We start from the raw sequence: 25,437 nt of genomic DNA on the forward strand, positions 1-25,437 counted from the left end.
GCGCCAATGGTACTGCCGTCAAAGGTGGGAGAGTAGGTAGCCGCCAACCCCTTAATCAAACCCCCAGCTGAAAAGTTGGGGGTTTTTCGTTTCTGGGCCTTTGCCTTTTCCGAGAAGGCCGGTAATCATATCTTATACTGCCGGCTATACTTATACCATAGTTCCTTCTCACCTTTTCCTTGGTTCAAAGTTTTCAGCGGTACTTGATCCTTATTTCCTCTTGCAGCCAAGGTCCTTTACTCTTCAGCCCTTGGCTTTCATATTCCTCTGGAACATCATTCTTTTCCTTAAATAAAAAGGTTTAAATACTTCTCTGCCTTCTGACCTGAACTAGGTTGAAACATTGTGGAATGCCTGCTGGAATAAACTAGCAAGTTAAGCTTGTTTAAATGTTACAGTGTCTCGCCAATTCCAACTCCTTCAATTTACTCTCCGTCAGCTTCCTTAAGTCTTTCCGGACTAAATCATCAATTCCAATTCGGTAATAATCTGCTAATATAATTAGCTTTTCTATCTTCGGTTCTCCAACCCCATTTTCATAGCCATTCAGGGTCGAGCGCTTTATTTCTACAATAAACGCTACGTCATCCTGCGTCTTTTTGCGCCGCTTCCTTAAAAATTTGAGGTTATTTGCCAGAAACATATTTTTTTATTTTCAGTAAATATGCTAAAAATATTAGTATTAAATATTATGTATGAAAATATTTCGCTACTTTAAGGATAGCTAATTTGATTAATAGCTAATCAAATTAGTATAATGTTCTGACCATAAGCGCAAAATAAAACTATGAAAAAGAAAATGAACCTGCCGTTAGCTGCTGATCGCACTGTGGCCCATCTGGACCTCGACTCCTTTTTTGTGTCGGTGGAACGGCTGATGAACTCCAGTTTGGTTGGAAAACCCATTCTGATCGGTGGCAACTCCGATCGGGCGGTAGTAGCCAGTTGCAGCTACGAAACCCGTAAATTTGGCGTGCACTCGGCCATGCCCATGAAACTGGCGCGGCAGCTTTGCCCCGAGGCTATTATCATTCGCGGCGATATGGAAGCTTATAGTCGGGAATCGAAGAAAGTAACCGAAGTAATTGCCGCCAGCGCGCCACTCTATGAAAAAGCCTCCATCGATGAACATTACCTGGACCTTACTGGCATGGATCGTTTTTTCGGGTGTTGGCAATGGAGCCAGGAACTACGGCAAAAGATCATGAAAGAAACCGGTCTGCCCATTTCCTTCGGACTTTCGGTAAATAAAACGGTATCGAAAATTGCCACCGGCCAGGCCAAACCTAACGGACAATTGCAGGTTGTACAAGACCAGGTGCAGCCATTTTTATCACCGCTTTCCATTCGTAAAATTCCCGGAGTAGGACAGAAGAGTTATCAGCTGTTGCGCAATATGGGGGTGCCTACCATAGAAGTGTTGCGGATGATTCCGGTAGAGCTGGTGCAGAAAGTGTTGGGCAAAGAAGGTGGCCTTAGCATCTGGCAAAAAGCGAACGGCATTGATACAACGCCGGTAGTACCCTATACCGAACAGAAGTCCATCAGCACCGAACAAACCTTTGCCACCGATACCACCGATATTGCAGGCCTGACCAGTTTGCTCGTAGCAATGACAGAAGAAATTGCCTTCGAGCTCCGCAAGCAAGGTAAGCTGGCTGGTTGCATCACGATCAAGATCCGCTACGCCAATTTCGATACACACACCCAACAACTCTCCATTCCCTATACTGCCTCCGATCATACGCTCATCAGTAGAGCTAAGGAACTGTTCCAGAAACTTTACCAGCGCCGCATGCTCATCCGCTTAATTGGCGTGCGGCTCAGTAATTTGGTGCAAGGTTTCCAGCAGATTCATTTGTTTGAAGATACGGCTGAGCTTACTAACCTGTACCAGGCTATGGACAAGATCCGTTTCCGTTACGGTGTTGAAGCGGTTAAGCGGGCCGTAGGGCTGGGCGGTATTAGCTGAAACGTCACAGGTTTCCAAAACCTGTGACGTTTCTACCGGCAAAACGGTACCGTTTTGCCGGTAGAAACGTCCATTTATGGCGTCTCCAAATTATTGCGTCCGCATAGTTTCTGCATATTTTCTGAATTTCTTTCACATTTAGCAACATCAGGTTTTTAGGGTTCCTGCCTTGAAAACAGACGTCATAAATGGACTTCCTTGAATGTAGAGACGCCATAAATGGAGGTCTCTACATTCAAATTTTACTATAAAATTATTTGCTGTTTCGGACATCTGTGTCCGAAACCAATCTGCTGCGGACGTCCGCGTGTGTTGGAATGGGGACACAGATGTCCCCCGGCAGAGAACCTCCGGGCATAGAGGTCCGGAGGAGCGACTGTAGAAATTCCATTCATTGCCGTTTGCTTTAGCTGACGGACTCTGCTGCAAATCATCACTTCACCATGTACGCCACCACACATTCTTATTTCAGCCTTCGCTACGGCACCTTATCGGAAGAAGACCTGGTGGTGCTTGCCAGGCAGCACGGTTTTCCGGCAGTAGCGCTTACCGATATTAATAATTCCAGCGGCATTTTTCCGTTCGTGAAAGCGTGTCAGGAGCAAAATATTCAACCCGTCGCCGGTATTGAATTTCGGAAGGATAACCAGTGGCTTTACACCGGTATTGCCAAAAACGAAAAAGGACTTCAAGAATTGAATGAGTATTTATCCTGCTATAACCTTAGCGAAAGATCGCTACCCCAAATTGCTTGGAAACCCAAAGACATAAACTTCGAAACCGAAGTTGATTTCGAAAATGCTATTCTGATCTATCCGCTTAACAGACGCAACCCGGAAACATTAAAGGCATACGAATACCTGGGAGTGCAGCCTTCGGAAGTAAATAAAACGGTACTTGCAGCAGGTAAAAAAGTGCGGGAGAAACTGGTAATTCACGCGCCGATGACTTATGTAAATGCGGAAGGGCAGGAACTGCACCGGCATTTGCGGGCCATCGATAATAATATTCTGCTAAGCCAGCTGCAACCGGAACACGGACTTGCCAATGATGCTTTTTTCCGGCCAATCGATAAACTGCGGGCGCAATACGCGATGCTGCCGGGCATTTGGGAGAACACTGAAAAGTTGTTGCAGCAATGCAGTTTTACCTTCGATTTTCAGCAGCGGCGCAATAAGCAATCTTTCACCGGCGATCATTACGACGATAAAATGCTGCTCGAAAAACTGGCCTGGGATGGCTTGCGGAACCGCTACGGCACGCACGATAAAGTGGCGGCGGCGCGGGTGAAGCACGAACTCGATATCATTGATAAGCTGGGGTTTGCGGCCTATTTTCTCATTACCTGGGATGTGATCCGCTACTCGATGAGCCGCGGTTTTTACCACGTGGGGCGGGGCAGCGGCGCCAACAGCGTGGTGGCTTATTGCCTGCACATCACCGATGTAGATCCTATTCAGCTTGATCTGTATTTCGAACGTTTTCTGAACCCGAAGCGCACCAGCCCGCCCGATTTTGACATTGACTACAGCTGGGATGAACGCGACGAAGTGATCGATTATATTTTCAAACGCTACGGCCGCGAACATACTGCTTTGATGGGCGCCATGAGTACATTCCAGGAAAATGCCGCCATGCGCGAACTTGGGAAAGTGTATGGTCTGCCCAAAACAGAAATTGATGAACTCGTAAAGAATCCCGACGATCCGCTGCTGCAAAACAGTATTACAAAGAACATAAAAACCTATAGCGCGCTGCTTCAGGATTTCCCGAACGTGCGGAGCATTCACGCCGGCGGTATTCTTATTTCGGAGCAGCCGCTTACTTGTTTTACCGCCCTGGACATGCCGCCCAAAGGCTTCCAGACGGTGCAGTGGGATATGTACACCGCCGAAGCCATCGGGTTCGAGAAACTGGATATTCTGAGCCAGCGCGGCATCGGGCACATTAAGGAATGCGTGCAGTTGGTGCGCCAGAATAAAGGTTTAAAAATTGATGCCCACGAAGTAGAGAAATTCAAGCAGGACGAACAGGTTAAAAAACAACTGGCCAGCGGCGACACCATCGGTTGCTTTTACATTGAAAGCCCGAGCATGCGCGGCCTGCTTTCCAAACTGCGCTGCGACAATTATTTAACCCTGGTGGCCGCTAGTTCCATCATCCGGCCAGGCGTGGCCAAATCAGGGATGATGCGCGAATATATTCAGCGCTTCCATCATCCGGAAAGGATCAGGCACATCCACCCGGTCCTGGGCGAACAGTTACAGGAAACCTTCGGCGTAATGGTGTACCAGGAAGACGTGCTGAAAGTGTGTCATCATTTTGCGGGTTTAGATTTAGCCGATGCTGACGTATTGCGCCGCGGCATGAGTGGGAAATATCGTTCACGAAGCGAATTCCAGAAACTGGTCGATAAGTTCTTCCATAACTGCCGCGAAAAAGGGTATCCGGACGCAATAACCAAAGAAGTCTGGCGGCAGGTAGAATCGTTTGCGGGCTATTCGTTTTCCAAAGCGCACTCCGCTTCCTTTGCCGTGGAAAGCTACCAGAGTCTGTACCTGAAAGCGCATTATCCGCTGGAATTTATGGTGGCCGTAATCAATAATTTCGGGGGCTTTTACCGCACCTGGGTGTACGTGAACGAAGCCCGGAAAGCGGGAGGAAATGTGCTGCTGCCCTGCGTAAACCACAGCCGGCATTTAACTTCCTTGCAAGGCACTGACGTATATTTAGGCTTCATCCACATCGAAAGCCTGGAGCAAAAGATCGCGCATAGAATTGTAGCCGAACGCGAAAAGAACGGACCTTATTCCAGCTTGCATGATCTTATTTCCCGTGCGTATTTAACGTTGGAAGCCACCATTTTACTCATCCGGATCAATGCGCTCCGCTTTTCTGGCAGAAACAAAAAAGAACTGCTCTGGGAAGCCCATCAACTGCTCAACAACAAACCCGCTGTGCAGGAGACTTGTATGTTTCAATTAACGCCCAAGGAATTCCGGTTGCCAACCCTTAGCCACTGCGAGCTGGAGGATGCATTCGATGAAATGGAGTTGCTTGGTTTCCCGGTTTCCATCACGTTATTCGATCTGCTTAAAACGGAATTCCGGGGCGAAATGATGGCTTCAGAAATGGTAGGGAATATCGGCAAAAAAGTGCGGATGGTAGGCAACCTGGTATGTACCAAATACGTGCGAACGGTGCGCGGCGAGATCATGCAATTTGGTACCTTTTTAGATGCCGAAAGTAACTTCTTCGATACGGTGCATTTCCCGCCATCGCTCAAGAATTATCCTTTCAAAGGTATGGGCGTTTATCTGATTTTGGGGAAGATAACGGAGGAATTTGGCTTTGCCAGTCTGGAAGTAGAGAAGTTGGCGAAGCTGCCGTTTCAGAGTGATCCGCGGTATTAAAAAATGAAGGTAGAAATATGACGTTATTACCCCAACAATTTGAGAGTTGATTCAATCTTCTGAAACAAGTTTGTATCAGCTACCATAGCTGTACCAACACCTGCAACAGCACCTTCTAAGATAGTGCGTACAGATTTTAACGTTTCACTGATAATAATACCTTTTGGTTTAGGAGAATTATTTTGTGCTTCTAATGTTTGAATATCAGCTACAAATTCATCCATCATTTCAGGAAGTAACTGAATTGAATCTTTCAAAATATTGAGCGAAGATATTATTTCACTTAGTGCTACTTTATTTTCAGAAGAAATATTAATTGTCTGATTAGAATATGTATTACCTTGTTGTAAGCCGGTAATAGTGCTGTAATTTTGAATTACATTTATGAGTAAAAAATGTTCTGCTCGCTGCTCAGGATTTTCTATTAATTCTTCCACTTCTTTAATACCATAATGTGAAATAACGAACGCACCACTTGCCCAGCAATCAACTAATCCTTCTTTCTTTAAATATTCAAGAATATTTTCGATTTCAGTTTCGCTTAATCCTAGTAAAGAACTAAGTTCTTCTTCTGCAAAAGGGTGAAATGAACTGCCATTAGAAAGCTCATACATTTTATTTAACACCAAGAGTCTATTCTTTTTCTCTAAACTCATAATGGAATTGAATAATATATAATTCAAGTAAAGCAATATTCTTGAAATAGTAAAGGATATATTCATATCAATCACTCCAAACAAATCTCCCCGCTTACCCCAATCTGCTCCAGGAAAACCGCATCGTGTGAAATAACCAGCAGCGTTCCTTCGTACTCATTAATAGCCGCCGTTAAAATTTCGATGTTCTGAATATCGAGGTTGTTGGTTGGTTCGTCCAGGATGATCATATCCGGGGCTTTGTTGGCGATGGTGAGGCAGCAAAGGGCTAAGCGCATTTTTTCGCCGCCGCTCAGCGCTGCACACGGTTTGTCCCAGTAATCTTTGGCAAACAGAAAACGGTTCAGGCGAATTTTGATCTCATGTTCCAGCAAACTGGTGGCGTTGAATTTTTGCGCCTGTTCGTAAACGGTAAGCTGGTTATCGATGAGCGAATAATCCTGGTCGATGTAAACGGCCTGCGTGCCGGCTCGTTGTACCATACCGTTTTGCGGTTTTAGTTCGCCCAGTATTAGTTTTATAAGTGTGGTTTTTCCGGAACCGTTGGCGCCTTTAACCGCAATTCTTTCGCCGCTGGTAAGGCTGATAGTTAAATGCTGTTCCCACAACATTTTGGCCCCGTAACCAAAATTCAGATCTTTTGCTGCGAACAGGATTTTGCCCTTGTGCAACGCCGCATTATCGAACCCGAATTTCATCTTATCGGTGGCTGAACGTTCCTGGCGCAACTGGGTTAATTCCTGGGCAAGGTTATCGGTTTTTTCGGCATGAACGTCTTTGATGCGGGCGGTACTTTTTTCAGCGTTGTTTCGCAAGGTATTCATCACAATGGTAGGCATGCCGGCCTTTTCCTGCTTCTTCTTGCCAAGCGCATCAAGTTTCTGCTGGCGTTCCAGGGTTTCGCGGGCCACTTCTTTGGCTTGACGCAACGCTCTTTCCTTGCTCTTAATATCCAGGTTCAATGCGTTGGTTTCCAGTTGCTTTTGTTCGGCGTAAAATTCATAATTACCGCTATACATTTTTATCCCGTGCCAGCTCAATTCATAAACCGAATCGAGCAGGTTCAGCAGTTTCCGGTCGTGGCTTACTACCAGCAGGGTTGCTGAAGTATGCTGAATGAAATCGTATAATAGTTGCCGGCTTTCCGCATCTAAATGGTTGCTGGGCTCGTCCAGCAGAATAATTTCGGGCTGGTGAATAGCAATGCCGGCCAGGAACACTTTGGTTTTTTGGCCGCCGCTCAGCGTTTCCATTTTCTGATGCAGGTCCAGGTTTTGCAGTTTCCAGTAAGCCAATGCCGCGAAACAGCGATCTTCAATCGTCCAGTCGTCGTCCAGAATTAGCAGGTTTTCTTCGTTCGCTTCGCCGTTCAGAATTTCTTTAAACGCTTTTAATTTCGCTTCAACTTGTAACGCCTGCGCAACGGTAAGATGGTTGAACTGCCCGAAGATCTGCGGAATGTAATACGGTTTGGAACTGGTAAAAACGCTACCATTTGCAGGCTGAAAAGTGCCCGTTATAAGTTTGAGCAGCGTCGATTTGCCGGCACCGTTGTTGCCGATCAAGGCAGCTTTTTGGTATTTATTGAGGTTCAGATCGATGTTCGAAAACAGCAGATCCTTATTGGGATGGGTATAGGAAATACTTTGCAGAATAAGCATAATTTCTTTCGTTAAACGTGAATAGAATTGCTTTCCCGGATCGAGAAAGCCGTTTAAGTGCCGGAAAGAAATTATTTATCACATACAGTCGTCAGTATTGTATTTCTGCTTACAAAGATAAATAAAAGTTTGTTACGTTGCTATGCAGCCGGGTGGTTGCTTTAAGCAGCAGAATTCATGGTAGTGCTTTCACGCTTAAAACGGTAGGGTGTCAGCGCCGTAATGGGGAAGTCTTTTAGGAGGCAATTAAAAACCCCTCTGGCTATTCCGCCTAAGGCTGTTTTTCCATGAAGTTGCTAGTCCGCCAACTCGATCCAGACCGGTGCATGATCGCTGCTTTTCTCCCAGCCGCGCACAAACTGATCTACGCCGCCCGCTTTCAATTTTGTAACCACAGCAGGGCTAAGAAGAAAGTGGTCGATCCGTAAGCCGGCGTTCCGGCCAAAGGCATTGCGGAAGTAATCCCAATAAGTATAAATTGCCTTGTCCGGGTGAAGTTTCCGCAAGGCATCGGTCCAGCCCTGGGCCAGTAGTTCCTGATAAGCAGCGCGGGATTCCGGGCGGAATAACGCATCGTCGAACCAGCGTTCGGGTTTGTAAACGTCGGCTTCGGTGGGAATAATGTTGTAATCGCCGGTTAGCACTACGGGTTTACCCGAAGCGATTAGTTCGGCCGCATGGGTTTTGAACCTTTCCAGCCAGGCCAGTTTGTAATCGAATTTCGGTCCTGGCGCGGGGTTGCCGTTGGGCAGGTACAAACAACCGATCAGCATACCATTTACCGTTGCTTCCAGGTAGCGGCTGTGCGTATCTTCGACATCGCCGGGCAGCTCCCGCCGGATTTCCCGAGGCTGTTCGTTTCGCGCTAAAATGGCTACGCCGTTCCAGCTTTTTTGCCCGTTCCAGATGGCCTGGTAACCTGCCTCCTTTATTTCAGCTTCCGGAAATTTTTCCTGTGGTGCTTTCAGTTCCTGCAGACAAACTACATCCGGGGTGGTTTCCTTTAACCAGCGCAAAAGTACAGGCAGCCGCGCATTTATGCCATTCACGTTGTAAGTAGCTATTTTCATAAAGCTGATTTACGATTTTGAGAGAGTTGAAAACTTACCTTAAAAAAGGCTCCAGCTCTTTGTAATCGGTTATCCGGAAGTATTGTTTCAATCCCAAATTGAAATTCATTTTGTCGTAAAGCACGGCATCCAGACCTAAGTCGCGGGCATCCGCCATTTCTGAATCCGGGTCGTCGCCAATAACCAACACTTCATCCGGTTTAAAACCATGGCGGGCAATGATGTCGAGGAAAATGTCTTTTTTGGTCTGGTCGGTAAATTGCGGATCAATAATGTGAATTTCTTCGAAATCAGGCTTAATGCCCATTTGCTTCACTTTGCTTTCCTGCATCTTTTTAAAGCCCATGGTTACCAGGAATTTCTGGCAGGGAAAGTTTTTCAGCACTTCGTAATCCTCAAAAAGCGCAATGGGTTTGTTGTACTGCAGCTTGTTCAACAGGGCAATGCCTTGTTCCGTCAGTTCGCGGCTGAAACCAAATTCGGGGGCAAGTTTCTGAAAAGGGCGCCGCGTCATTTCCTGTTTAATAGTTTCCAGGTCTCCGGAAAAATTGCCGTCTTCCTCGATCAGTTTATACAGCGGTGCAAACAGTTCATCGCCGATAGACGAGGTGGGAAAGAGGGTATTGTCGAGGTCTAGGATGATCGCTTTTTTTTTTTCATGCATGCAGGTTTATGGCAGAACTTCAGCAGATGAACGGCAGCAGCAGGGTTTAAGTTGGTCTGAAGCGGATAACTGCTTAAGAACAGTAGGAAAAAGGCTGAAAAAACGCCTGACCTGCAAAAGGCTTTTTTTAATGAAATCCTGATTCGGAAGTAAGATTTGTCTTTTGATCATAGCTGTCAGGCTAAGCCAATTTATTGGGGCATGCCGAACACAAGTGAGCGCGAGGAAGCGCGAAACTTGCGAGCGGCGTTCTGAGGGAACTATCGCATACCGAACCCGAATGAAAGGCATTTTTTGCTACGGTCAAATGCCATAGTAATTCCCATAAGTTTAGCTCCGCTGAATCTTCGATTTCTTCGACAGGCTACCCATTACATAATTAAAACCTACAGAAAATATTGCGTCATCCTGAGCACAGCGAAGGACCTCGTCGGCTTCCAGTAGAGGTCATACTACTAAATTCCGACAAGGTCCTTCGCTGTGCTCAGGATGACACTTAGCAAACGGCTCCACTACTGAAAACCAGTTTTTGATGTCATATCCACTTTTTAAAATTTTAACTACAAAATTTTTCGACCAGCTCAGCATAACGTGAATTGGAGGGCTAATTTCCTTAAGTTGACAGGACTGCTAATAATGGCAGGTTTTTACAATCCATGTGAAAAAAGCTAAGGCGAAGAAACGATGGAAGCTCTTATTTCCGGGTAAATCTGACAGCAGGTTTCCGTTTCTTCCAGGCAAATTACTTCGCCAGGTTTTCCAGGTATTCCTTTACTTCTTTGGTGTCGTAATTGGCCATGCCGTCGTGGCGGGCGGCTACTTTACCGTCTTTCGCTAAAATGAAAGTTGTGGGAATGGAACGCGTTTCGAAGGTGGCCGGCACGCCGCTGGCGGGCAGGTAAACCGGGAAGGTGTAGCCTTTTTTCGCTACGAATTTCTTTATTTTTTCCATGCCGTTCTGATCTACCGAGAGCATCACGAAAGCAATGTTTTTGTTTCCTTTTACTTTGTCGTACAAACTCTGAATACCGGGCATTTCGGCTACACAGGGCGGGCACCAGGTAGCCCAGATGTTCAGAAAAATAACTTTGTTTCTCAGGGAGCTGAACTTTACGGTATTGCCCTGTAAATCCTGCAACAGGAAATCATTCGCCAGCATAGCTTCGGAAATTGCATTTACAGCATTCGAATTTTCAGGAGCAACTTCAGCTTCGTTTTCAGGCTTAGAGATTTGCGGAAGGTCGGGCGTGATGATGCCGGTGGCCAGCAAGGCCCGCTGCACCTGCCCGATGGCCTCGGTATGCAGGCCGCTCAGGTACAGAAACCCGAAGATCACGAGGGTATATACCCAACCGGGAACATTTTTAAGGGAGAATTTATAGTCAGTCATCACGTAAATTTTAGGGAAAAGGGTAGGGTTTCGGGCCGGAAACTCAGTTTTGCTTTAGCGGCAGCTCCGGGTTTAATTCTTCAACGAAGGTTTCGGGCTGATCGGTATCGGCTTCGGTATTTTCCCCGGAGTTTTTCTCCCGGAACGGATACCATTGCTGCGCCAGAAAGGAATTCGGGTACTGTTCCACTTCTTCAAAACCAAGCGCGATGTCGCGGCCGTCTTCGGGCAGGTACGCGGTGCCGAACAGGTAATCCCAAAGGCTTAAGCTAATGCCGAAATTGGCGCCGTAACGGTGCGGCATGTGTCTGGCGTGGTGCCAGATGTGCATTTGCGGATTATTGAAAAGATACTTTAACGGCCCCAGCGGCAGCCTGAAATTGGAATGATTGAAATGGCCGATGGAAGTTGCGAAAATATGCACCAAAAAGAAATCCTGAATGCCGAAACCGATCATGGCCAGCGGAATGTATTCCAGGGTGCGGTAAACTACGGTTTCGCCCCAATGAAAACGCAAATGCGCCGCAAAACCCATTTGCTGCACGGAGTGGTGTACTTTATGAATTTTCCAGAGGTAATCGGAGCGGTGCAGCAGGCGGTGCACGTTCCACTGAATAAAATCGCGGACTACAAATAGCGTAAGCAGTTGCGCCCAAACCGGCCACGACTGCACTTCGAACGCCACTAAATTCTGAATGCCGAACAGCGCCAGGAAATCATTGAAAGCCTGCACGCCGATGTTGGAAACCGCATTGAACCCGATAAGCGAAAACAGGAAAAAGTTGAAGAACATGTAAAAGCCGTCGAGCCAGAAATCCTGGCGGATGCGGGCCTGGTGCTGCCGCCACGGCGCGGCAATTTCGAGCAGCCAGAAAAACAGCGACAAGCCGATAAGCCAGTAAAAATAGTTGCCCCAGTGCGGGTTCAGCATTTCCCGCCACAGGTAGCCGCCATAGTCGGTAAACGAAGAAAAGAAGAGGTTCCAATATTTTTCCATGGGTTTCGTTTTTTCTGGTTCTTAAGCACGGGTTTTTGGAAGAAAAAACTACCGTTTAAGCAGGTCCAAAATTGTCCGTTATAGAACTTTATTCAACAGCCGCGCCGGCATCTTTCAATGGGTTAAATCCTTCGGTGGCGTCGTAAATGTTCCTGAAGCCCATTTCCTGCATCATTTTGGCAGCCTGGCCGCTACGACCGCCAACGGCGCAATAAACCAGGTACGTTTTCTCTTTATCGAGGGCTTTGAGTTTTGCTTCAAAATCCAGATCGTTCTTGTTCAGTAGCATAGCGTTTTTCAGGTGACCGCCGGCGTATTCCTGGGGAGTGCGCACGTCTAAAATTACGAGGTCTTTCCGTTGGGCCAGTAAGGTTTTCGCCTCGGCGGTCCGGATGGTTTTCAGGCCGTTTTCCGTAGCGTTTCTGGTTTGATCGGAGGGAAGCAGCTCCGTTTTTTCGGTGGCATTGGAGCTTTGCGTGCAGGAAGCAAAAATAAACGTGGCCGCGAAAAGCAGGTAGATCGGTTTCATGCGCTGAAGATTTGGTTTAAATGCGTAACGGTAAAGTTCGGAATTTATGCGGAGTAATGCTGCTTTAACATGCAGGAAAGGAGAAGCGTTCCGGTTATAAATTCAGGATTCATTTCATTGCCGTCTGCTTTAGCTGACGGAAAGCAGGCTGTTCATTCCCGAAAAAATTTGGCTAAAGCCTTGATTTTAATTTGCCGGATACCGTCAGCTAAAGCAGACGGCAATGAAATTTCAGGTAAGAAGCTATCTCATAAATATTAATAGCAGGTTAAGATAATTGTCCTTCCAATCCCTTCGTAGCGCAGGGTTTAAACCCTGCGCTACAGAACTACGGAGAGTTTTGGATTTATGGGATCGTTTCATATAAATTTTGAGTATCGCCAGGCTTAAAGCTTATTGTCTCATTTTATTGATAAGCACGCGTTTACTGCATTGAAATTATTCAGGCTAATCAGAGGAAATTCAGAAGTTAAATTAAATCCATACATTTGCATTTGTCAATATGTGCAATTAAAAACTCATGGACCTCAGGCAAATCGAAAAAATATCCAAGGCGTTAAGCGACGTGAACCGGCTGAAGATCCTGCAGTATATGCAGGGCAACCAGGGGCGTATCGAGTGCATGGAAATTGCCGGAATTCTGGAGTTGGCGCAACCTTCCATCAGCCATCACATTAAAAAACTGGTAGAAGCCGGCCTCATCGAACCTCAGAAAACAGGGCGTTTCTACCATTATTCGCTGAATACGAAGATATGGGAGGCCTATGTGCAAGCGCTGAGCCATTTTGCCGCAACCTGATTTTTTTATTTCTCCAACCAATCGAAACTTTTAAATGTATAAATGTATCGTTCGTGAAATGAGGGTGAAAAATCGGTGCCGGCAGAAATGAGAAAGGAGTTTGGCAGCTGGATATTGGTACTGGATCTTAGACTCCGGTAAAAAATGTAGCCTAAGGCTTGAAGTTAGATTTCGACGTATGAAATTACAAGGCAGGTTCAGGCTTGTTTTTATTTAGAACCTGGAAAACGAATCGGTAAGCTACCGGTTAATTTTTGAGAGCGCCTGTCTGGAACCACCCGCCCATAATGGCAATTGAAAAGCAATTGAACGCAAAATAGCATTAATCATGACCCCGAATAAAGATCAAATACCATATTCTTTACTAGAACTGGCCATTATTTCCAACGGAAAAACGGTAGCCGAAACCTTTGAAACAAGCCTGGATCTGGCGCGAAAAGCCGAAGAACTGGGCTACAGCCGTTTCTGGCTGGCCGAACACCATAACGCCATCAGCATTGCCAGTTCGGCCACAGCAGTACTGATCGGCTACATTGCCGGCGGCACGAAATTGATCCGCGTGGGTTCCGGCGGAATTATGCTGCCTAACCATTCGCCGCTTATTGTAGCCGAGCAGTTCGGGACGCTGGGCACGCTGTATCCGAACCGCATCGATCTGGGCTTGGGCCGCGCACCGGGCACCGACCAGGTTACTGCCCAAGCCATTCGTTCGGACCGGATGCAGTCGGTGTATAAATTTCCGGAAGAGATTCAGCAGATCCAGCAATATTTTTCGCCCGATAATGCTTCGGCCAAAGTGCGCGTGCCCATGGCAGAAGGTGTAGAGGTACCGATCTACGTACTTGGTTCCAGTACCGACAGCGCGCATTTGGCCGCCAAACTAGGCTTGCCTTATGCCTTTGCCAGTCACTTTGCCACCACGCACCTTTTCGAAGCCCTGCAGATCTATTACAACGAATTCCAGCCTTCGGAATTTCTCCAGGAGCCATATTCCATTGCCTGCATCAACGTGATCGCCGCCGATACCGACGCCGAAGCGGAGCGCCTTTCCACGTCGCTGCTCTGGATGTTTGTGAGCGTGTTAACGGGCCGTTCGGAATACCTCCGTGAACCTACCGAAATGTCGGCAGATATAAAGGAACTCTGGAACAATCCGTCGGTGCAGCAGATGCTGAAATATACCTTTGTGGGCAATAAGGCTACCGTAAAGCAGAAAACCCGGGAATTTTTAACCAAAACCGGCGTGAATGAGCTGATGGTGGTTTCGAATCTTTACGCGCACGAAGACCGGGTGAAATCGTACCGGATTTTCGCCGAGATCATGCAGGAAATTTCTGCTGAAAAGCAGGCTGAAAAATAAGGTTGCGGAGAAGGAATTACAGGAAAAGTTCTTTCAGGATGATATAGATGCCCATAATGAGCACAAACCAGCCGAAGCCGGTTTTAAGTTTGTCGCTGTGGATGCGGTGGGAGAGGGCGGAACCGATAAAAATTCCCGCTACCGAAAGTCCGGAAAAGGTTAACAGGAATCTCCAGTCGATGGTGTAATTGAATATATCGCCTACGAAACCGAAGAGGGAATTGGCGGCAATTATGAGCAGGGAAGTGCCCACGGCCATACGCATGTCGAGTTTGCTGAAAAGCACCAGTGCCGGAATAATCAGGAAACCGCCGCCCGCGCCTACCATACCGGAGATCAGGCCAACGCTCACGCCCTGGACTACCAAAGCAGGAGTGTTTGGGGTAAGATCTGCTTTTTCATCCGGCGGTACCTGGTATTTTTTCCTCCGGATCATGCTCAGGGAAGCGAAAACCATCAAGGTTGCAAACAAGGTCATCAGCAAAACGCCTTTGGTAATTTCGAACGGACCGAAAGTAGCGAGATGCTCCGGAATGGCCGGTACAATAAAACGCCGGGTGAAAAAAACGGTGAGCAGCGAGGGTAATCCGAAGGTGAGGGCCGTGCGGAAACTGACGAGTTCTTTCTGGTAGTATTTGTAACTACCCACCAGACTGGTAGTGCCCACCACAAAAAGCGAATAAGCCATGGAAATAACCGGATTCAGGCGCATGAGGTACACCAGAATGGGCACGGTAAGGATCGCGCCGCCGCTACCGGTAAGCCCCAGCGTAAGCCCGATGAGCAAGGCCGCTCCGTATCCGAAAATTTCCATTCGATTTGGATTAAAACTAAAAACACGAAAGCCTGATAATCTTGAAATTATCAGGCTTTTGTACCCAGAGCCGGGGTCGAACCGGCACATCCGTGAAGATATTGGTGTTTGAGACCAACGCGTCTACCGATTCCGCCATCTGGGCATTTGGTAGCATTCCTGTTTCAATACTCAGAGCTGGGGTCGAATCGGCACAGCTCTGAATAAATCCCTTTTCAGGAACGGTTTGCAAATGTAGACAAGGTTTCTTTAATGCGCAAGAGGTATTTTCGTTTCAGGTAATAAATTTTTATGTGTTCCAGGGCCTGTGTTTTTTCAGCTTCCGTCAGTTCGGCGTAGCTTTCCAGCAGCGGTTGTCCTTCCGCTTCCAGGTTACCCCAAACGGTATCGAATTCAGTTTGTAAGCCCGCTACGGCTTCCGGATCGAAATCAAATTCCAGGTCCATCAGGCGCTCGTTCAGGTCCATCATGTCGAGCAGGAAGGCTTGCGGCAGTTCGTTTTTTGTGCCTTCGCCAACCAGGCCGTGCTGCTCTAAAATGTAATGCAGCCGGCTTTCGAAATTGCTAAGGGTTTTGTAAGCGTTCGTGTTCAGGGTAGAAAGCTCCAGAATTTCGCGCTGCTTTTCTGGCGCGGCCCCGGCATGAAAATCGGGGTGGAATTTGCGGCTGTTTTCGTAGAATTTGGCTTTTACGGTTTTCTCGTCCGGGTAAAAGCTTTCGGGAATCGTATAAAATTCGAAGTAATTCATAGTTGCGGGTAAGGTTGGGAGCAGGCTGGTTGGTTTTTCAGGCCAGAATCCTACGGTTTTTTCAGCAGATCTGGTAACAGATCGTCGGTAATCTGGTGTACGGAAAAAGCCTGGGGCGGGGCGGCAAAAAGCTTTTTGGTAGCCGGCCAGACCTGCCCGAAAAGTTCCGATTTGCGGTAGTTGTTCAGGTGCGTTTCCGAATCCCAGTAGCTGTAGGTCATAAAAATGTTGGGGTCGTTCAGGTCCTGCAGGAGCTCCATGTGCCGGCAACCTTCAAACGCGCGGATCTTATCTTTCGAATCGTTAAAAACAAGCAGAAAATCCTTCACCTTTTCCGGCTGAAAGACCATGCGCACCATGCGGATAAGCATCTGTTTTAGTGAATAGTGATTAGTGAATAGTAGCTAGTGATTAGTAATTAATGATTAGTAGGTATTTCCATGGCGTAATTAGCATGGTTTCTCCTGAAAGGCAAGTTTAATCAAATTTGCTTTTTCAGCTTTGCCCTTGGGTCTTTAGATGTTAAATACTAATCACTAATCATTAATCACTAAGAAGGAGGGAAATGTACGTCTACCTGGGAGTCGAAATCGAGGCCCAGGAGTTCGGCGGCGTTGCCTTTGTTTATGCCGATGCAGAGGAAGTTCTGGTTATTGTACACGCATACGCATTCGCCTTCCGGGGGCTGGCTGTAGCGCTCGGAGATGCGGGTTACTTTTTCGCGGGCAAAATGAATCGTGAATGTCCGGTCGTGGCCGATGGTTTCGATGCTGTCGCGCGTAATGTTGGTGATCAGGTTGCCGTAATGGTCTACGTGTATGACGTGGCCGGTAATGGCATGGTCATTGAGCCTTAACTGCCGGTTGAGCAGCTGACGCATGTGGGTCGTTTTCGGTCCGAGGTCTTCCAGGCTGCCGCCGTTGGCCAGGTGCAACGCGGCCGGAGCCAGAATGTCGCGGGCCGGAGCACTAAGGGGCGCTTCGGTTGAAATTTCTACCAGTTCTTCCGGTTCCGATTCGGTTAGCAGCGACAGCATACCGTTATCGGCCGCCAGAAAATAGTGGCCTTTGTACTTTGCTGCATGAAATTTGCCGGATTTTCCGCCCTGGGTATCAACGGCTATCAGGTGCACAGTGCCTTCCGGAAAATCGCGGAATACGGCCGAAAGCACGTACACGCCGTTGGCAATATCGAAAGGTTCAATAGCATGGGAAATATCTACGATCCGGGCATCGGGTTGGCTGCTGAGCAGGCGCGCTTTTACGGCTGCCACATAATGGTCGATGTAACCAAAATCGGACAAAAAAGTAATGATACGCATAGTAACGAAACTATATTTTACTTACTATTGTAATATATACAAAAGTAGTTTAATTATTGCATACTAAACGAAATTAACCTTTTAATTAAAAAAGAAAGCTTTTGGTAGAAAAGATAATAACCTTAGAAAATATTTCCCTGATCGATTTTTTAGGAATTGAAAATCAGAATATTAAGCAGCTGGCTGCTGCCTTCCCAAGCAGTAAGATCATTTCGCGGGGAAATGAAATAAAGATCCAGGGCAAAACGCCCGAAATCACCAAAATAAACGAAATCCTGTCCTCCCTGATCGATCATTACCATAAGTACGGAAAAATTACGCATACCAGCGTGAACCGTTATTTATCGCCCGATCTGGAAGGTGACGATGAACTGATCCCGACTTCGCCGGACGTGATTGTCTACGGCAGCCGCGGGAACGTAATTAAGGCGAAAACACCGAATCAGCAGAAACTGGTAGATGCCATCGAGAAAAACGATCTGGTATTTGTGCTTGGTCCGGCCGGTTCCGGTAAAACGTACGTGGCGGTGGCCATGGCGGTGCGGGCCCTGAAGAACAAGGAAGTAAAGAAGATCATCATTTCCCGCCCGGTGGTGGAAGCAGGTGAAAGCCTGGGTTTCCTTCCTGGCGACATGAAAGAAAAAGTTGACCCGTATCTGCGGCCAATTTACGATGCCCTGGAAGACATGATCCCGATCGAGAAACTGAAGTTCTACCAGGAAAACAAGATCATCGAGATCGCGCCGCTGGCTTATATGCGTGGCCGTACCCTGAGCAGTGCATTTGTGCTGCTGGATGAAGCGCAGAATACCACACCGATGCAGATGAAAATGTTCCTGACCCGTATGGGGCAAGGCGCTAAAGTAGTGGTAAACGGTGACCGTTCTCAGGTCGATTTGCCGAAAAAACAGAAATCCGGCTTAAGCGAAACACTCAACATTTTGCGCGACGTGAAAGGGATCGGATTTGTGGAGATGAAATCGGAAGACGTGGTGCGTCACCGTTTGGTACGCGACATTGTTGATGCTTATACCAAGTTTGAAGAGCGTGTGGTGCCGGAATACCGGACCGAAGACCGCCCGATACGCATGGCCAACGAAAGCTAATTTCAGAAACTCGTAAATATTTAAGAATTTTAAGCCGTTCCGGTAAAGTGCATCTCGCTTCCGGAACGGCTTACTTTTTTACCCCAAAATCCTATGATTTCAGTAAAGAAAATAGATAATCCTGCAGACTTAGAAACCGTATTCGACATCCGGCAGAAAGTATTTGTGGAAGAGCAGCACGTGCCGCGGGAAGAAGAATACGATGAGTTTGAAGAAACTGCCGCACATTACCTGGCAACCTACAACGGCGAACCGGCTGGCGTAGCCCGCTGGCGTGAAACCGATAAAGGCGTAAAACTGGAGCGCTTTGCGGTTTTGCCGGAATTCCGGAATAAGGAAGTAGGCGGCTACATTTTAAAACAGGTACTGGCCGATGTACTGCCTTTACATGCCGGCAAAACCATTTACCTGCACGCACAAGTACCCGCTATGAATTTCTATGCCCGCCATGGTTTTGAGAAAGTAGGGGAGATGTTCAGCGAGTGTGATATCGAGCATTTTAAAATGGTGCTGTGATCCTACCTAACGGCTAAAAACAGGGAGGGCTTTTTTTTGATTGCTGCTTCTCTGACATTCCTATCTGCAGGGATAAAAACGGGGACAAGGATGTCCCCGGCAGGTTGTTTCCGGACACAGATGTCCGGAAGAGCGGTAGCTTTATAAATTGTGAGAAAATCCTGAGAATTCTGAAAATTCTGTAAATCCTGATTCAGACAAAAATCCACCGGGCTGCCTTTAATTCTGAGAAATCTAAAAAGTCTCTTTTCAGCTTTTCAGCCAACCTAAAGTCCCATCGGCGAGCCTTACTAATTGAAAAGCTTCGAAGAAACCCAGAACCGAAACTTTGGTGTCCTTTTTTAGGGCGGCAACAGGGGAGGCGGTCAGGTTTGGGGATTCGGTAAGTTCGGTGTCGGCTTTCAGGGATTGGGTTTCGATTGGTTTGGTTAGGGCGGCAAAGTTGTCTTTGTGCAGGAAGCCGATAGCGCCGTTCGGAAGCTGCACTTTGTACCAGTTTTGCGTGCCGGCCAGCACCAGCACCGCGGCATTTTTAGGCAATTTGCTTACCGTTTCGGCTTTGGCCTCCGGCGATCGCCGGATAAAAGTATTGTTTTTCGCCGTTCTGCCCCATTCCCCGAAATATTTTTCGTTAACTTTTACTTTTTCCGGTTTCTGGTTCGCGTCATAAATAAACGGATACGGATCGATGGCGCCCCGGCCAAAGGTATAAATGCCGAAATGCAGGTGGGCAGGAGTCGAACGGGCATTGCCGGTATTTCCGACTAAACCCAAGGTATCGCCGATATTTACTTTCTGGCCGGGTTGCACCAATTGCTTATCGAGGTGGGCATAGTAAATGCTTTGGCGGTTTTCGGTATCGGTGAGCCAGACCACTTTCCCGCCGCGGGGCGTTTCATCAACGCGCGTTATGATGCCGCGGGCTGCTGCAATGGCCGGCGTGCCTTTGGGCGCAAAAATATCCACGCCTTCGTGCAGGCGGCTGCCGTTGTCGCGGTCGGCGCCCCAGAAGCTTTGGATGGCGCTGCTGTTTTTACCCTGTACCGGAAAGGCTAACGACGGCTTTGTGATAATAGTAATGGTATAGCTGCCGCTTTGCAGGAGTTCCGGTTGCAGCCGCACCAGGTACGGCAGGTTGTTGTCGGCTTTGTATTCCATGTGCAGGTTGGTGGTGTCGGCGGCAGCCACGTGTCTGGTTTCGCGGGGCTGCAGACTTCCAACTTCAAACAGATCCAGAAAAAGCCTGATATCCTGATTGGTGCGGGTGGTTACTTTTACTTCAATCATTTCGCCTTCGCGGGCCATAAAGGTATAACTGGAAGCGCTGGGCTTATCGGCTTTGAAGTAACCGGTTTCCTGGTAAGGCAGCTTTATCAGTATCGAATCCTGCAGAGCTTTTTGTCCCGCGGAGATCCAGGCCTGTCCAAGCGCCGTTTTGTGAAGGTTGGCTTCCCGGAGGTTATGGGCATAGGCTTCGTATGGGGTGCGTTTCTGGAAAATGGTTTGTACTGCCTGTTTTCCCCCGCAACCCGTCAGCAGCAACACCAGAGTGAAAAGCAGCCACGTGGTTCGGAATATATTTTTATGCATCGGAAGTATTTGTGTCAGTTTTGAAGAAGTGATATCACTTCAGTTTTTAACAAAATTCTGTTCCGAAGCATTCCATTCGCCCCTTTGAATGCCTTTTCGGAATAAAGCAGTTTTTATTTGGGTAAAATATGTTATCCCTGAGCCATGATTTCCGTATTACAAGCTGTTATTTTTTTGTAAGCTACTTCCCGGAAGTTTATGAACCATTGGGCGCCATTTCCTTTTATCCGCCTTACGCTGGCTTTGGTAGCGGGCATCCTGCTGGCGTTTCAGTTTGAGCATGTACAAGTGCCGGTTTTCTGGTGGTTTCTGGGAAGCAGCGGCTGCTTTGCATTGGTATTCGGGCTTGCAAAATCCCGGCGGTCCAGGTTTCTTTTTTCTGTAGCGGGCATACTTGCGATGGTTTGTTTTGCCTTTGCCGGGTGGGCGCTTACCCAACTACGCACCCAGAAAAACGATCCGGCGCACCTGCTGCATAAATCCGGAAAGGTGACCCATTACGTAGGCTACCTGAACGACTTTTTACTCGAAAAACCTACCATTTTTCAAACCACTTTTCGCTTACAGAAGGTGCGCATAAACGGGAAGTGGCTGCCGGCAGAAGGGCAGGTGCAGGTATCTTTCCGGAAGGAGCCTGGTATGGAAAGGCCGCAATACGGCGATGTGCTTTTGATTAAAGGGGAACCCAAACAAGTGCCGCTGCCGCTTAACCCCGGACAATTCAATTACCGGAAATACCTGGCTACGCAAAATATTCATCATCAGCAGTATCTGTATCCAGGGCAGTTCAGGGTGATCGGGCAGAATATCCGCAATCCGGCCATGGCCTTCAGTATAAAATTGCGGCACAACCTGGACCGGATCTTCCGGGAACTGGTGCCTTCGCACCGGGAATATGGTATTGCTTCGGCCCTGGTGCTGGGTATTAAAGACGAACTGGAAAATGAAATTAAAGCCACTTATTCCAATACCGGTACCATGCACGTACTGGCGGTTTCCGGGTTGCACGTGGGCTTGGTGTTTACCATTTTAAGTTTTGGGTTGAAGCGGTTACGGTCGGCGGTTTCGCACCGGGTTTTTTCGGCGGTGGTGGTACTGTTTGTGGTCTGGAGTTACGCGTTCATTACGGCTTTGTCGCCGTCGGTACTCCGGGCAGCGGTTATGTTCTCGTTCGTAATTATTGCCCGGGTGTTCCAGAAGCGCAATAATATGTACAACACCCTGGCTATTACGGCGTTCGTGCTGCTGAGCTTTAATCCGTACTACCTGTTCGATGTGGGTTTTCAGTTGTCCTTTCTGGCCGTAATCGCTATCCTTTATCTGCAGCCCCGCATTTATAAATTACTGCAGTTCGAAAATTTTTGGGCCGATAAGTTATGGGCCTTGACCAGTGTTTCCCTGGCGGCTCAGATCGGGACGTTTCCGCTGAGTTTGTATTATTTTCATCAGTTCCCGGTCTATTTCCTGCTTTCCAATATAATTGCCGTACCGCTTTCAACGGGTATCCTTTATGTGGGCCTTTCGGTACTGTTTTTCGGTTGGGTTCCGTATCTAGGTTTTGCCTTAGGAAAACTGATGCAGGGTTTGGTCTGGTTGATGAACGAGCTGATGATGGGGTTGGAAAAACTGCCTTATGCGCTGATAAACCGAATCCCATTCACCGGGTTTCAGGCCGTGCTTTTTTACATTTTTATTTTGCTGCTGCTCATTTTTCTGGCCCGGCCGCGGTTGAAAATGCTGGCTCTGGCTTGTGCTTCCCTGGCCATTATTTCCTTTATTCATTTCAAAGAAGTATTTGCCAGAACAGGTCAGCAGAAGTTTATTGTGTTTGTCGTTCCGAAACAGTCGGTTATGGGTTTTTTAGACCAGGAAGCTACCATTTTTGCCGATTCTGTCTTTATTCAGAACAAACAGGCCATTAACTTTAACCTGGAGCCGGCTTTTTTAACGGCCGGGGTAAATAAGATCGCGTTTCAGGATTGGAGCGAAGAGGAACGTGAATTTCTTCCTTTTAGAAAAGTGAACGGGCAGCGTTTATTGGTCTGGCGCGGACTGAAGATTTTATGCCTGGAAGAACCGCTGAAGCAGGACCTGAGAACGCCGGTAGAAGTCGATTACCTGGTGCTCCGAAAAAACGTATGGATTTCACCCGAAAAACTCGAACGCAATTTTAAATTCCGGAAACTGGTTTTCGATTCTTCCAATGCCGGTTGGTACGTAAAACGGCAGGGCGAAAATCTACAAGCGGCAAACCTGCCTTTTCATGACGTAAATACAAGCGGCGCGTTTGAGGTACAGCTTTAAACGTTGCCGGTTTTTATTTTTCGGGAATTCTGTATCTTTGGCCAGCAGCAAGGCGGCCTTTATGCAGGGCTTCATGCATTGCCGAAAACATAAACAGCAGCAGCGTGGTTATTTAAGAGACAGCAGTTTCCTAAAGAGACATCAGTTTCCAGCGCTTAACCTGCACCCAACCTAATCCGGAATTCACGAATGGCCTTTATTGAATACGAAACCCGCGACCGCATTTCTTATATTACCCTGAACCGGGTAGAAAAGCGTAATGCCCTGAACTACGAAATGGTTACCGAACTGAAGCATGCTTTTGAGCACGCCGAAAACGACGAAGCCAGTAAAGTAGTGGTACTCCGGGCCAACGGTCCGGTCTTCTGCGCCGGTGCCGACCTTGAATATTTGCAGCAGCTTCAGGCCAATACATACAAGGAAAACCTGGAAGACTCCACCCACCTCATGCAGCTTTTCTACCTGATCTATACCCTGAAAAAAGTGGTGATCGGGCAGATCCACGGGCACGCCATTGCGGGCGGTTGCGGCCTGGCTACCATTTGCGATTTTTCGTTTACCGTACCGGAAGCGAAGTTTGGTTACACAGAAGTAAAGATCGGGTTTATTCCGGCCATTGTAAAAGTGTTTCTGCTCCGTAAGATTGGCGAGGCCAAAGCCAAGGAACTGCTGCTAACCGGCGACCTGATCTCGGCCACCGAAGCGCAACAGATCGGACTGATCAATTACGTGGTTTCGGGCGAGGATCTGGAAAAAGCGGTATACAAATTTGCCCAGAAACTTTGCACCGAAAACTCTCAGCAATCTATGGAACTTACGAAGGAAATGATTGCGAACGTGCAAAGCAAAAGCCTGAAAAAGGGCCTGGAATACGCCGCCGAAATGAATGCCAACGCCCGGGGTACCGCAGATTGTAAGAAAGGAATTGCATCGTTCCTGAACAAGGAAAAGCTTACCTGGTAAAATTTCCTGAAACAAAAAATCCGGTTGGCAGTTTTGGTTAAGTATGATAATCGGAATCGGGATCATGCTTTTAACTTTCGGCCTGATGGAAGTAAAAGCCTGGCTAATGCATAAGTACGTTTTACACGGGTTTCTCTGGAAACTCCACCGGTCGCACCATACGCCGAAAAAAAGTTTCTTCGAGTGGAACGACCTTTTTTTTGCGTACTACGGTTTGCTGGCCATGCTTTGCTTTATTTACGGTTCCGAAAACATGGATTTCCGGTTCTGGATCGGGGCCGGCATCAGCTTGTACGGGTTTCTGTATTTTGTGGTGCACGACCTGTATATTCATCGCCGGCTGAAGATCTTCGGAAAAGCTGACAACGTTTATTTACGCGCGCTGGACATCGCCCATAGAGTGCATCATAAAACCCGCGGCCGCGACGGCTCTGAATCGTTCGGTATGCTGTGGGTACATCCTAAATTCATTCGTTTAGCAAAAAAGACAGCGTCTCAACGCAACGTAGCCGGTGGCACACTACTCAATTAAAGAACTCGAGCACCTTTCGGGCATTAAAGCCCATACCATCCGCATCTGGGAACAGCGTTACGGGCTTTTGGCGCCACAACGCACCGGTACCAACATTCGCTTCTATACCGATGCCGACCTGAAAATGCTCCTTAACGTTTCGCTGCTGAACGAAAAAGGCTACAAAATTTCCCGGATTGCCAAAATGTCGGCTACTCAGGTGGCGGACGAAATTCTGGCCCTGGCCACAGCAACCGAAAGCGACAAGCACCTGCAAATTAACGCGCTGCTGGTGGCCATGATCGAACTGAATGAAGAAAAGTTCGACAAGGCTTTGACCACGCCCATGCTGCAGCTCGGCTTCGAGAAAACCATGCTGGAAATTGTTTATCCCTTCCTGAACCGGATCGGGATCCTTTGGCAAACGAACAATATCTGTCCGGCGCACGAGCATTTTGTCAGCAACCTGATCCGCCAGAAACTGATCGTGGCCATAGACGGGCAGGTGCAGGGCAGCCGGCAGGCCGCCGATGGGTTTCTGCTGTTTCTGCCGGAAGGCGAACTCCACGAACTGGCTTTGCTTTTTATGAGCTACCTGCTTCGGGTCCGCAAACGCCATACGCTTTACCTGGGGCAGTGCCTGCCGCACACCGATCTTATTGCCGCGCAAAAACAGTATCAGGCTCCTTACCTGGTTACGGCCATTACTTCCTCTCCGGAGCGCGATCAGGTACAAACCTACCTTAATACCCTTTCCCAGGATTTTCCCGAAGCCACTATTCTGGTTTATGGCGCACAGGTGCAGCACGGTTTTTTAGAAATGCCGGCCAATATAAAGCGCTTTAACCTTGTTACTGATTTTATTTCCACTATAGCGCAATTGTAGCGGCTGCAGTTATCCCTTCTTTTTTCTACCGTTTTGTTTTAGCCCTTCCTTTCTTTAATTGGTTGGCGCTTTGCTAATATGTTAAAATCTGTATCCAACCTTCACCTTTGGATTCCTGGCGTTTGCGGATAAATCCAACCTAATCCCGGTAATATTCATTGGAGGC

23 protein-coding genes and 1 tRNA gene are annotated in these 25,437 nt (G+C 47.7%); 10 read left to right on the forward strand and 14 right to left on the reverse strand.

Annotation, left to right across the window (positions count from 1 at the left end):
* Nucleotides 1-385 precede the first annotated feature (385 nt).
* Nucleotides 386-643, reverse strand: coding sequence for a helix-turn-helix domain-containing protein (locus F0P94_RS20040; RefSeq protein WP_150905206.1), 258 nt, complete (start codon nt 641-643; stop codon nt 386-388).
* Nucleotides 644-787: 144 nt separating this feature from the next.
* Here F0P94_RS20040 and dinB point away from each other — a divergent pair, with 144 nt between their 5' ends.
* Together dinB and F0P94_RS16805 are read left to right on the forward strand one after the other, a co-directional pair.
* Complete coding sequence (gene dinB, locus F0P94_RS16800) at nt 788-1,972, forward strand: DNA polymerase IV (RefSeq protein WP_225307258.1); 1,185 nt, start codon at nt 788-790, stop codon at nt 1,970-1,972.
* 443 nt (nt 1,973-2,415) lie between these two features.
* Nucleotides 2,416-5,385: a DNA polymerase III subunit alpha gene (locus F0P94_RS16805; protein WP_150905208.1), complete on the forward strand. Its 2,970-nt coding sequence runs from the start codon at nt 2,416-2,418 to the stop codon at nt 5,383-5,385.
* A gap of 26 nt (nt 5,386-5,411) precedes the next feature.
* Here the strand turns inward: F0P94_RS16805 and F0P94_RS16810 are convergent, their stop codons facing one another.
* The 7 genes from F0P94_RS16810 to F0P94_RS16840 form a co-directional block, all read right to left on the reverse strand.
* Nucleotides 5,412-6,041: a hypothetical protein gene (locus tag F0P94_RS16810; protein ID WP_150905210.1), complete on the reverse strand. Its 630-nt coding sequence runs from the start codon at nt 6,039-6,041 to the stop codon at nt 5,412-5,414.
* A 71-nt stretch (nt 6,042-6,112) separates the two neighbouring features.
* The gene (locus F0P94_RS16815) at nt 6,113-7,702 is read right to left on the reverse strand and encodes an ABC-F family ATP-binding cassette domain-containing protein (RefSeq protein ID WP_150905212.1); all 1,590 of its coding nucleotides are present in this window, start codon (nt 7,700-7,702) and stop codon (nt 6,113-6,115) included.
* A gap of 296 nt (nt 7,703-7,998) precedes the next feature.
* The gene (gene xth / locus F0P94_RS16820; protein ID WP_150905213.1) at nt 7,999-8,772 is read right to left on the reverse strand and encodes an exodeoxyribonuclease III; all 774 of its coding nucleotides are present in this window, start codon (nt 8,770-8,772) and stop codon (nt 7,999-8,001) included.
* 34 nt (nt 8,773-8,806) lie between these two features.
* Nucleotides 8,807-9,436: an HAD family hydrolase gene (locus F0P94_RS16825; RefSeq protein ID WP_150905215.1), complete on the reverse strand. Its 630-nt coding sequence runs from the start codon at nt 9,434-9,436 to the stop codon at nt 8,807-8,809.
* A gap of 742 nt (nt 9,437-10,178) precedes the next feature.
* Entirely contained in the window at nt 10,179-10,826 is a 648-nt protein-coding gene (locus tag F0P94_RS16830) for a TlpA family protein disulfide reductase (protein WP_150905217.1), read from the reverse strand.
* Between the two features lie 43 nt (nt 10,827-10,869).
* On the reverse strand, nt 10,870-11,823 hold the full coding sequence (locus tag F0P94_RS16835) for a sterol desaturase family protein (protein ID WP_150905219.1): 954 nt from the start codon (nt 11,821-11,823) through the stop codon (nt 10,870-10,872).
* A gap of 88 nt (nt 11,824-11,911) precedes the next feature.
* Nucleotides 11,912-12,352 (reverse strand): rhodanese-like domain-containing protein, encoded by a 441-nt coding sequence (locus F0P94_RS16840; RefSeq protein ID WP_150905221.1) that lies wholly within the window; start codon nt 12,350-12,352, stop codon nt 11,912-11,914.
* A gap of 520 nt (nt 12,353-12,872) precedes the next feature.
* On the opposite strand from F0P94_RS16840, the gene F0P94_RS16845 reads away from it, so the two are divergent.
* On the forward strand, nt 12,873-13,151 hold the full coding sequence (locus F0P94_RS16845) for an ArsR/SmtB family transcription factor (protein ID WP_150905223.1): 279 nt from the start codon (nt 12,873-12,875) through the stop codon (nt 13,149-13,151).
* A gap of 328 nt (nt 13,152-13,479) precedes the next feature.
* Nucleotides 13,480-14,511, forward strand: coding sequence for an LLM class flavin-dependent oxidoreductase (locus tag F0P94_RS16850; protein ID WP_150905225.1), 1,032 nt, complete (start codon nt 13,480-13,482; stop codon nt 14,509-14,511).
* 16 nt (nt 14,512-14,527) lie between these two features.
* On the opposite strand, the gene F0P94_RS16855 is transcribed toward F0P94_RS16850, so the two are convergent.
* From F0P94_RS16855 to F0P94_RS16875, 5 genes are all read right to left on the reverse strand, one after another.
* Nucleotides 14,528-15,325 (reverse strand): sulfite exporter TauE/SafE family protein, encoded by a 798-nt coding sequence (locus F0P94_RS16855; protein ID WP_150905227.1) that lies wholly within the window; start codon nt 15,323-15,325, stop codon nt 14,528-14,530.
* Nucleotides 15,326-15,386: 61 nt separating this feature from the next.
* Nucleotides 15,387-15,470 (reverse strand) — tRNA-Leu (locus F0P94_RS16860).
* Between the two features lie 70 nt (nt 15,471-15,540).
* Nucleotides 15,541-16,074 carry an iron-sulfur cluster co-chaperone HscB C-terminal domain-containing protein gene (locus tag F0P94_RS16865; protein ID WP_150905229.1) on the reverse strand — a complete coding sequence of 178 codons (534 nt, stop codon included), beginning with the start codon at nt 16,072-16,074 and terminating at the stop codon, nt 15,541-15,543.
* 50 nt (nt 16,075-16,124) lie between these two features.
* On the reverse strand, nt 16,125-16,445 hold the full coding sequence (locus F0P94_RS16870; protein WP_150905231.1) for a putative quinol monooxygenase: 321 nt from the start codon (nt 16,443-16,445) through the stop codon (nt 16,125-16,127).
* Nucleotides 16,446-16,624: 179 nt separating this feature from the next.
* Nucleotides 16,625-17,395, reverse strand: coding sequence for an SAM hydrolase/SAM-dependent halogenase family protein (locus tag F0P94_RS16875; protein ID WP_150905233.1), 771 nt, complete (start codon nt 17,393-17,395; stop codon nt 16,625-16,627).
* Between the two features lie 101 nt (nt 17,396-17,496).
* Here F0P94_RS16875 and F0P94_RS16880 point away from each other — a divergent pair, with 101 nt between their 5' ends.
* A complete protein-coding gene (locus tag F0P94_RS16880) occupies nt 17,497-18,501 on the forward strand; it encodes a PhoH family protein (RefSeq protein WP_150905235.1) in 1,005 nt (334 codons plus the stop codon).
* A gap of 93 nt (nt 18,502-18,594) precedes the next feature.
* Nucleotides 18,595-19,017 carry a GNAT family N-acetyltransferase gene (locus F0P94_RS16885; protein WP_150905237.1) on the forward strand — a complete coding sequence of 141 codons (423 nt, stop codon included), beginning with the start codon at nt 18,595-18,597 and terminating at the stop codon, nt 19,015-19,017.
* A gap of 249 nt (nt 19,018-19,266) precedes the next feature.
* Here the strand turns inward: F0P94_RS16885 and F0P94_RS16890 are convergent, their stop codons facing one another.
* Nucleotides 19,267-20,607 (reverse strand): M23 family metallopeptidase, encoded by a 1,341-nt coding sequence (locus F0P94_RS16890; protein ID WP_150905239.1) that lies wholly within the window; start codon nt 20,605-20,607, stop codon nt 19,267-19,269.
* Nucleotides 20,608-20,805: 198 nt separating this feature from the next.
* On the opposite strand from F0P94_RS16890, the gene F0P94_RS16895 reads away from it, so the two are divergent.
* The 4 genes from F0P94_RS16895 to F0P94_RS16910 all read left to right on the forward strand — a co-directional run bounded on the left by F0P94_RS16895 (nt 20,806) and on the right by F0P94_RS16910 (nt 25,271).
* Complete coding sequence (locus F0P94_RS16895; protein ID WP_150905241.1) at nt 20,806-22,911, forward strand: ComEC/Rec2 family competence protein; 2,106 nt, start codon at nt 20,806-20,808, stop codon at nt 22,909-22,911.
* A gap of 189 nt (nt 22,912-23,100) precedes the next feature.
* Nucleotides 23,101-23,874, forward strand: coding sequence for an enoyl-CoA hydratase/isomerase family protein (locus F0P94_RS16900; RefSeq protein ID WP_150905243.1), 774 nt, complete (start codon nt 23,101-23,103; stop codon nt 23,872-23,874).
* 43 nt (nt 23,875-23,917) lie between these two features.
* Complete coding sequence (locus F0P94_RS16905; protein ID WP_150905245.1) at nt 23,918-24,406, forward strand: sterol desaturase family protein; 489 nt, start codon at nt 23,918-23,920, stop codon at nt 24,404-24,406.
* The gene (locus F0P94_RS16910; protein WP_150905247.1) at nt 24,387-25,271 is read left to right on the forward strand and encodes a MerR family transcriptional regulator; all 885 of its coding nucleotides are present in this window, start codon (nt 24,387-24,389) and stop codon (nt 25,269-25,271) included. The genes F0P94_RS16905 and F0P94_RS16910 overlap by 20 nt, the downstream gene beginning before the upstream one ends.
* Nucleotides 25,272-25,437: the final 166 nt, after the last annotated feature.

The sequence above is a fragment of the Adhaeribacter soli genome, from assembly GCF_008727925.1.
GTDB lineage: Bacteria > Bacteroidota > Bacteroidia > Cytophagales > Hymenobacteraceae > Adhaeribacter_A > Adhaeribacter_A soli.

Excerpts from the sequence above, each read along its gene's own strand:
- F0P94_RS16900 (WP_150905243.1), top strand. The coding sequence starts at position 23,101 with ATGGCCTTTATTGAATACGAAACCCGCGACCGCATTTCTTATATTACC.
- F0P94_RS16810 (WP_150905210.1), bottom strand. The coding sequence starts at position 6,041 with ATGAGTTTAGAGAAAAAGAATAGACTCTTGGTGTTAAATAAAATGTAT.
- F0P94_RS16865 (WP_150905229.1), bottom strand. The coding sequence starts at position 16,074 with ATGAATTACTTCGAATTTTATACGATTCCCGAAAGCTTTTACCCGGAC.
- F0P94_RS16885 (WP_150905237.1), top strand. The coding sequence starts at position 18,595 with ATGATTTCAGTAAAGAAAATAGATAATCCTGCAGACTTAGAAACCGTA.
- F0P94_RS16805 (WP_150905208.1), top strand. The coding sequence starts at position 2,416 with ATGTACGCCACCACACATTCTTATTTCAGCCTTCGCTACGGCACCTTA.
- F0P94_RS16905 (WP_150905245.1), top strand. The coding sequence starts at position 23,918 with ATGATAATCGGAATCGGGATCATGCTTTTAACTTTCGGCCTGATGGAA.
- F0P94_RS16840 (WP_150905221.1), bottom strand. The coding sequence starts at position 12,352 with ATGAAACCGATCTACCTGCTTTTCGCGGCCACGTTTATTTTTGCTTCC.
- xth (WP_150905213.1), bottom strand. The coding sequence starts at position 8,772 with ATGAAAATAGCTACTTACAACGTGAATGGCATAAATGCGCGGCTGCCT.
- F0P94_RS16815 (WP_150905212.1), bottom strand. The coding sequence starts at position 7,702 with ATGCTTATTCTGCAAAGTATTTCCTATACCCATCCCAATAAGGATCTG.
- F0P94_RS16895 (WP_150905241.1), top strand. The coding sequence starts at position 20,806 with ATGAACCATTGGGCGCCATTTCCTTTTATCCGCCTTACGCTGGCTTTG.
- F0P94_RS16875 (WP_150905233.1), bottom strand. The coding sequence starts at position 17,395 with ATGCGTATCATTACTTTTTTGTCCGATTTTGGTTACATCGACCATTAT.
- F0P94_RS16825 (WP_150905215.1), bottom strand. The coding sequence starts at position 9,436 with ATGCATGAAAAAAAAAAAGCGATCATCCTAGACCTCGACAATACCCTC.
- F0P94_RS20040 (WP_150905206.1), bottom strand. The coding sequence starts at position 643 with ATGTTTCTGGCAAATAACCTCAAATTTTTAAGGAAGCGGCGCAAAAAG.
- F0P94_RS16845 (WP_150905223.1), top strand. The coding sequence starts at position 12,873 with ATGGACCTCAGGCAAATCGAAAAAATATCCAAGGCGTTAAGCGACGTG.
- F0P94_RS16830 (WP_150905217.1), bottom strand. The coding sequence starts at position 10,826 with ATGACTGACTATAAATTCTCCCTTAAAAATGTTCCCGGTTGGGTATAT.
- F0P94_RS16890 (WP_150905239.1), bottom strand. The coding sequence starts at position 20,607 with ATGCATAAAAATATATTCCGAACCACGTGGCTGCTTTTCACTCTGGTG.
- F0P94_RS16855 (WP_150905227.1), bottom strand. The coding sequence starts at position 15,325 with ATGGAAATTTTCGGATACGGAGCGGCCTTGCTCATCGGGCTTACGCTG.
- F0P94_RS16835 (WP_150905219.1), bottom strand. The coding sequence starts at position 11,823 with ATGGAAAAATATTGGAACCTCTTCTTTTCTTCGTTTACCGACTATGGC.
- F0P94_RS16870 (WP_150905231.1), bottom strand. The coding sequence starts at position 16,445 with ATGCTTATCCGCATGGTGCGCATGGTCTTTCAGCCGGAAAAGGTGAAG.
- F0P94_RS16850 (WP_150905225.1), top strand. The coding sequence starts at position 13,480 with ATGACCCCGAATAAAGATCAAATACCATATTCTTTACTAGAACTGGCC.
- dinB (WP_225307258.1), top strand. The coding sequence starts at position 788 with ATGAAAAAGAAAATGAACCTGCCGTTAGCTGCTGATCGCACTGTGGCC.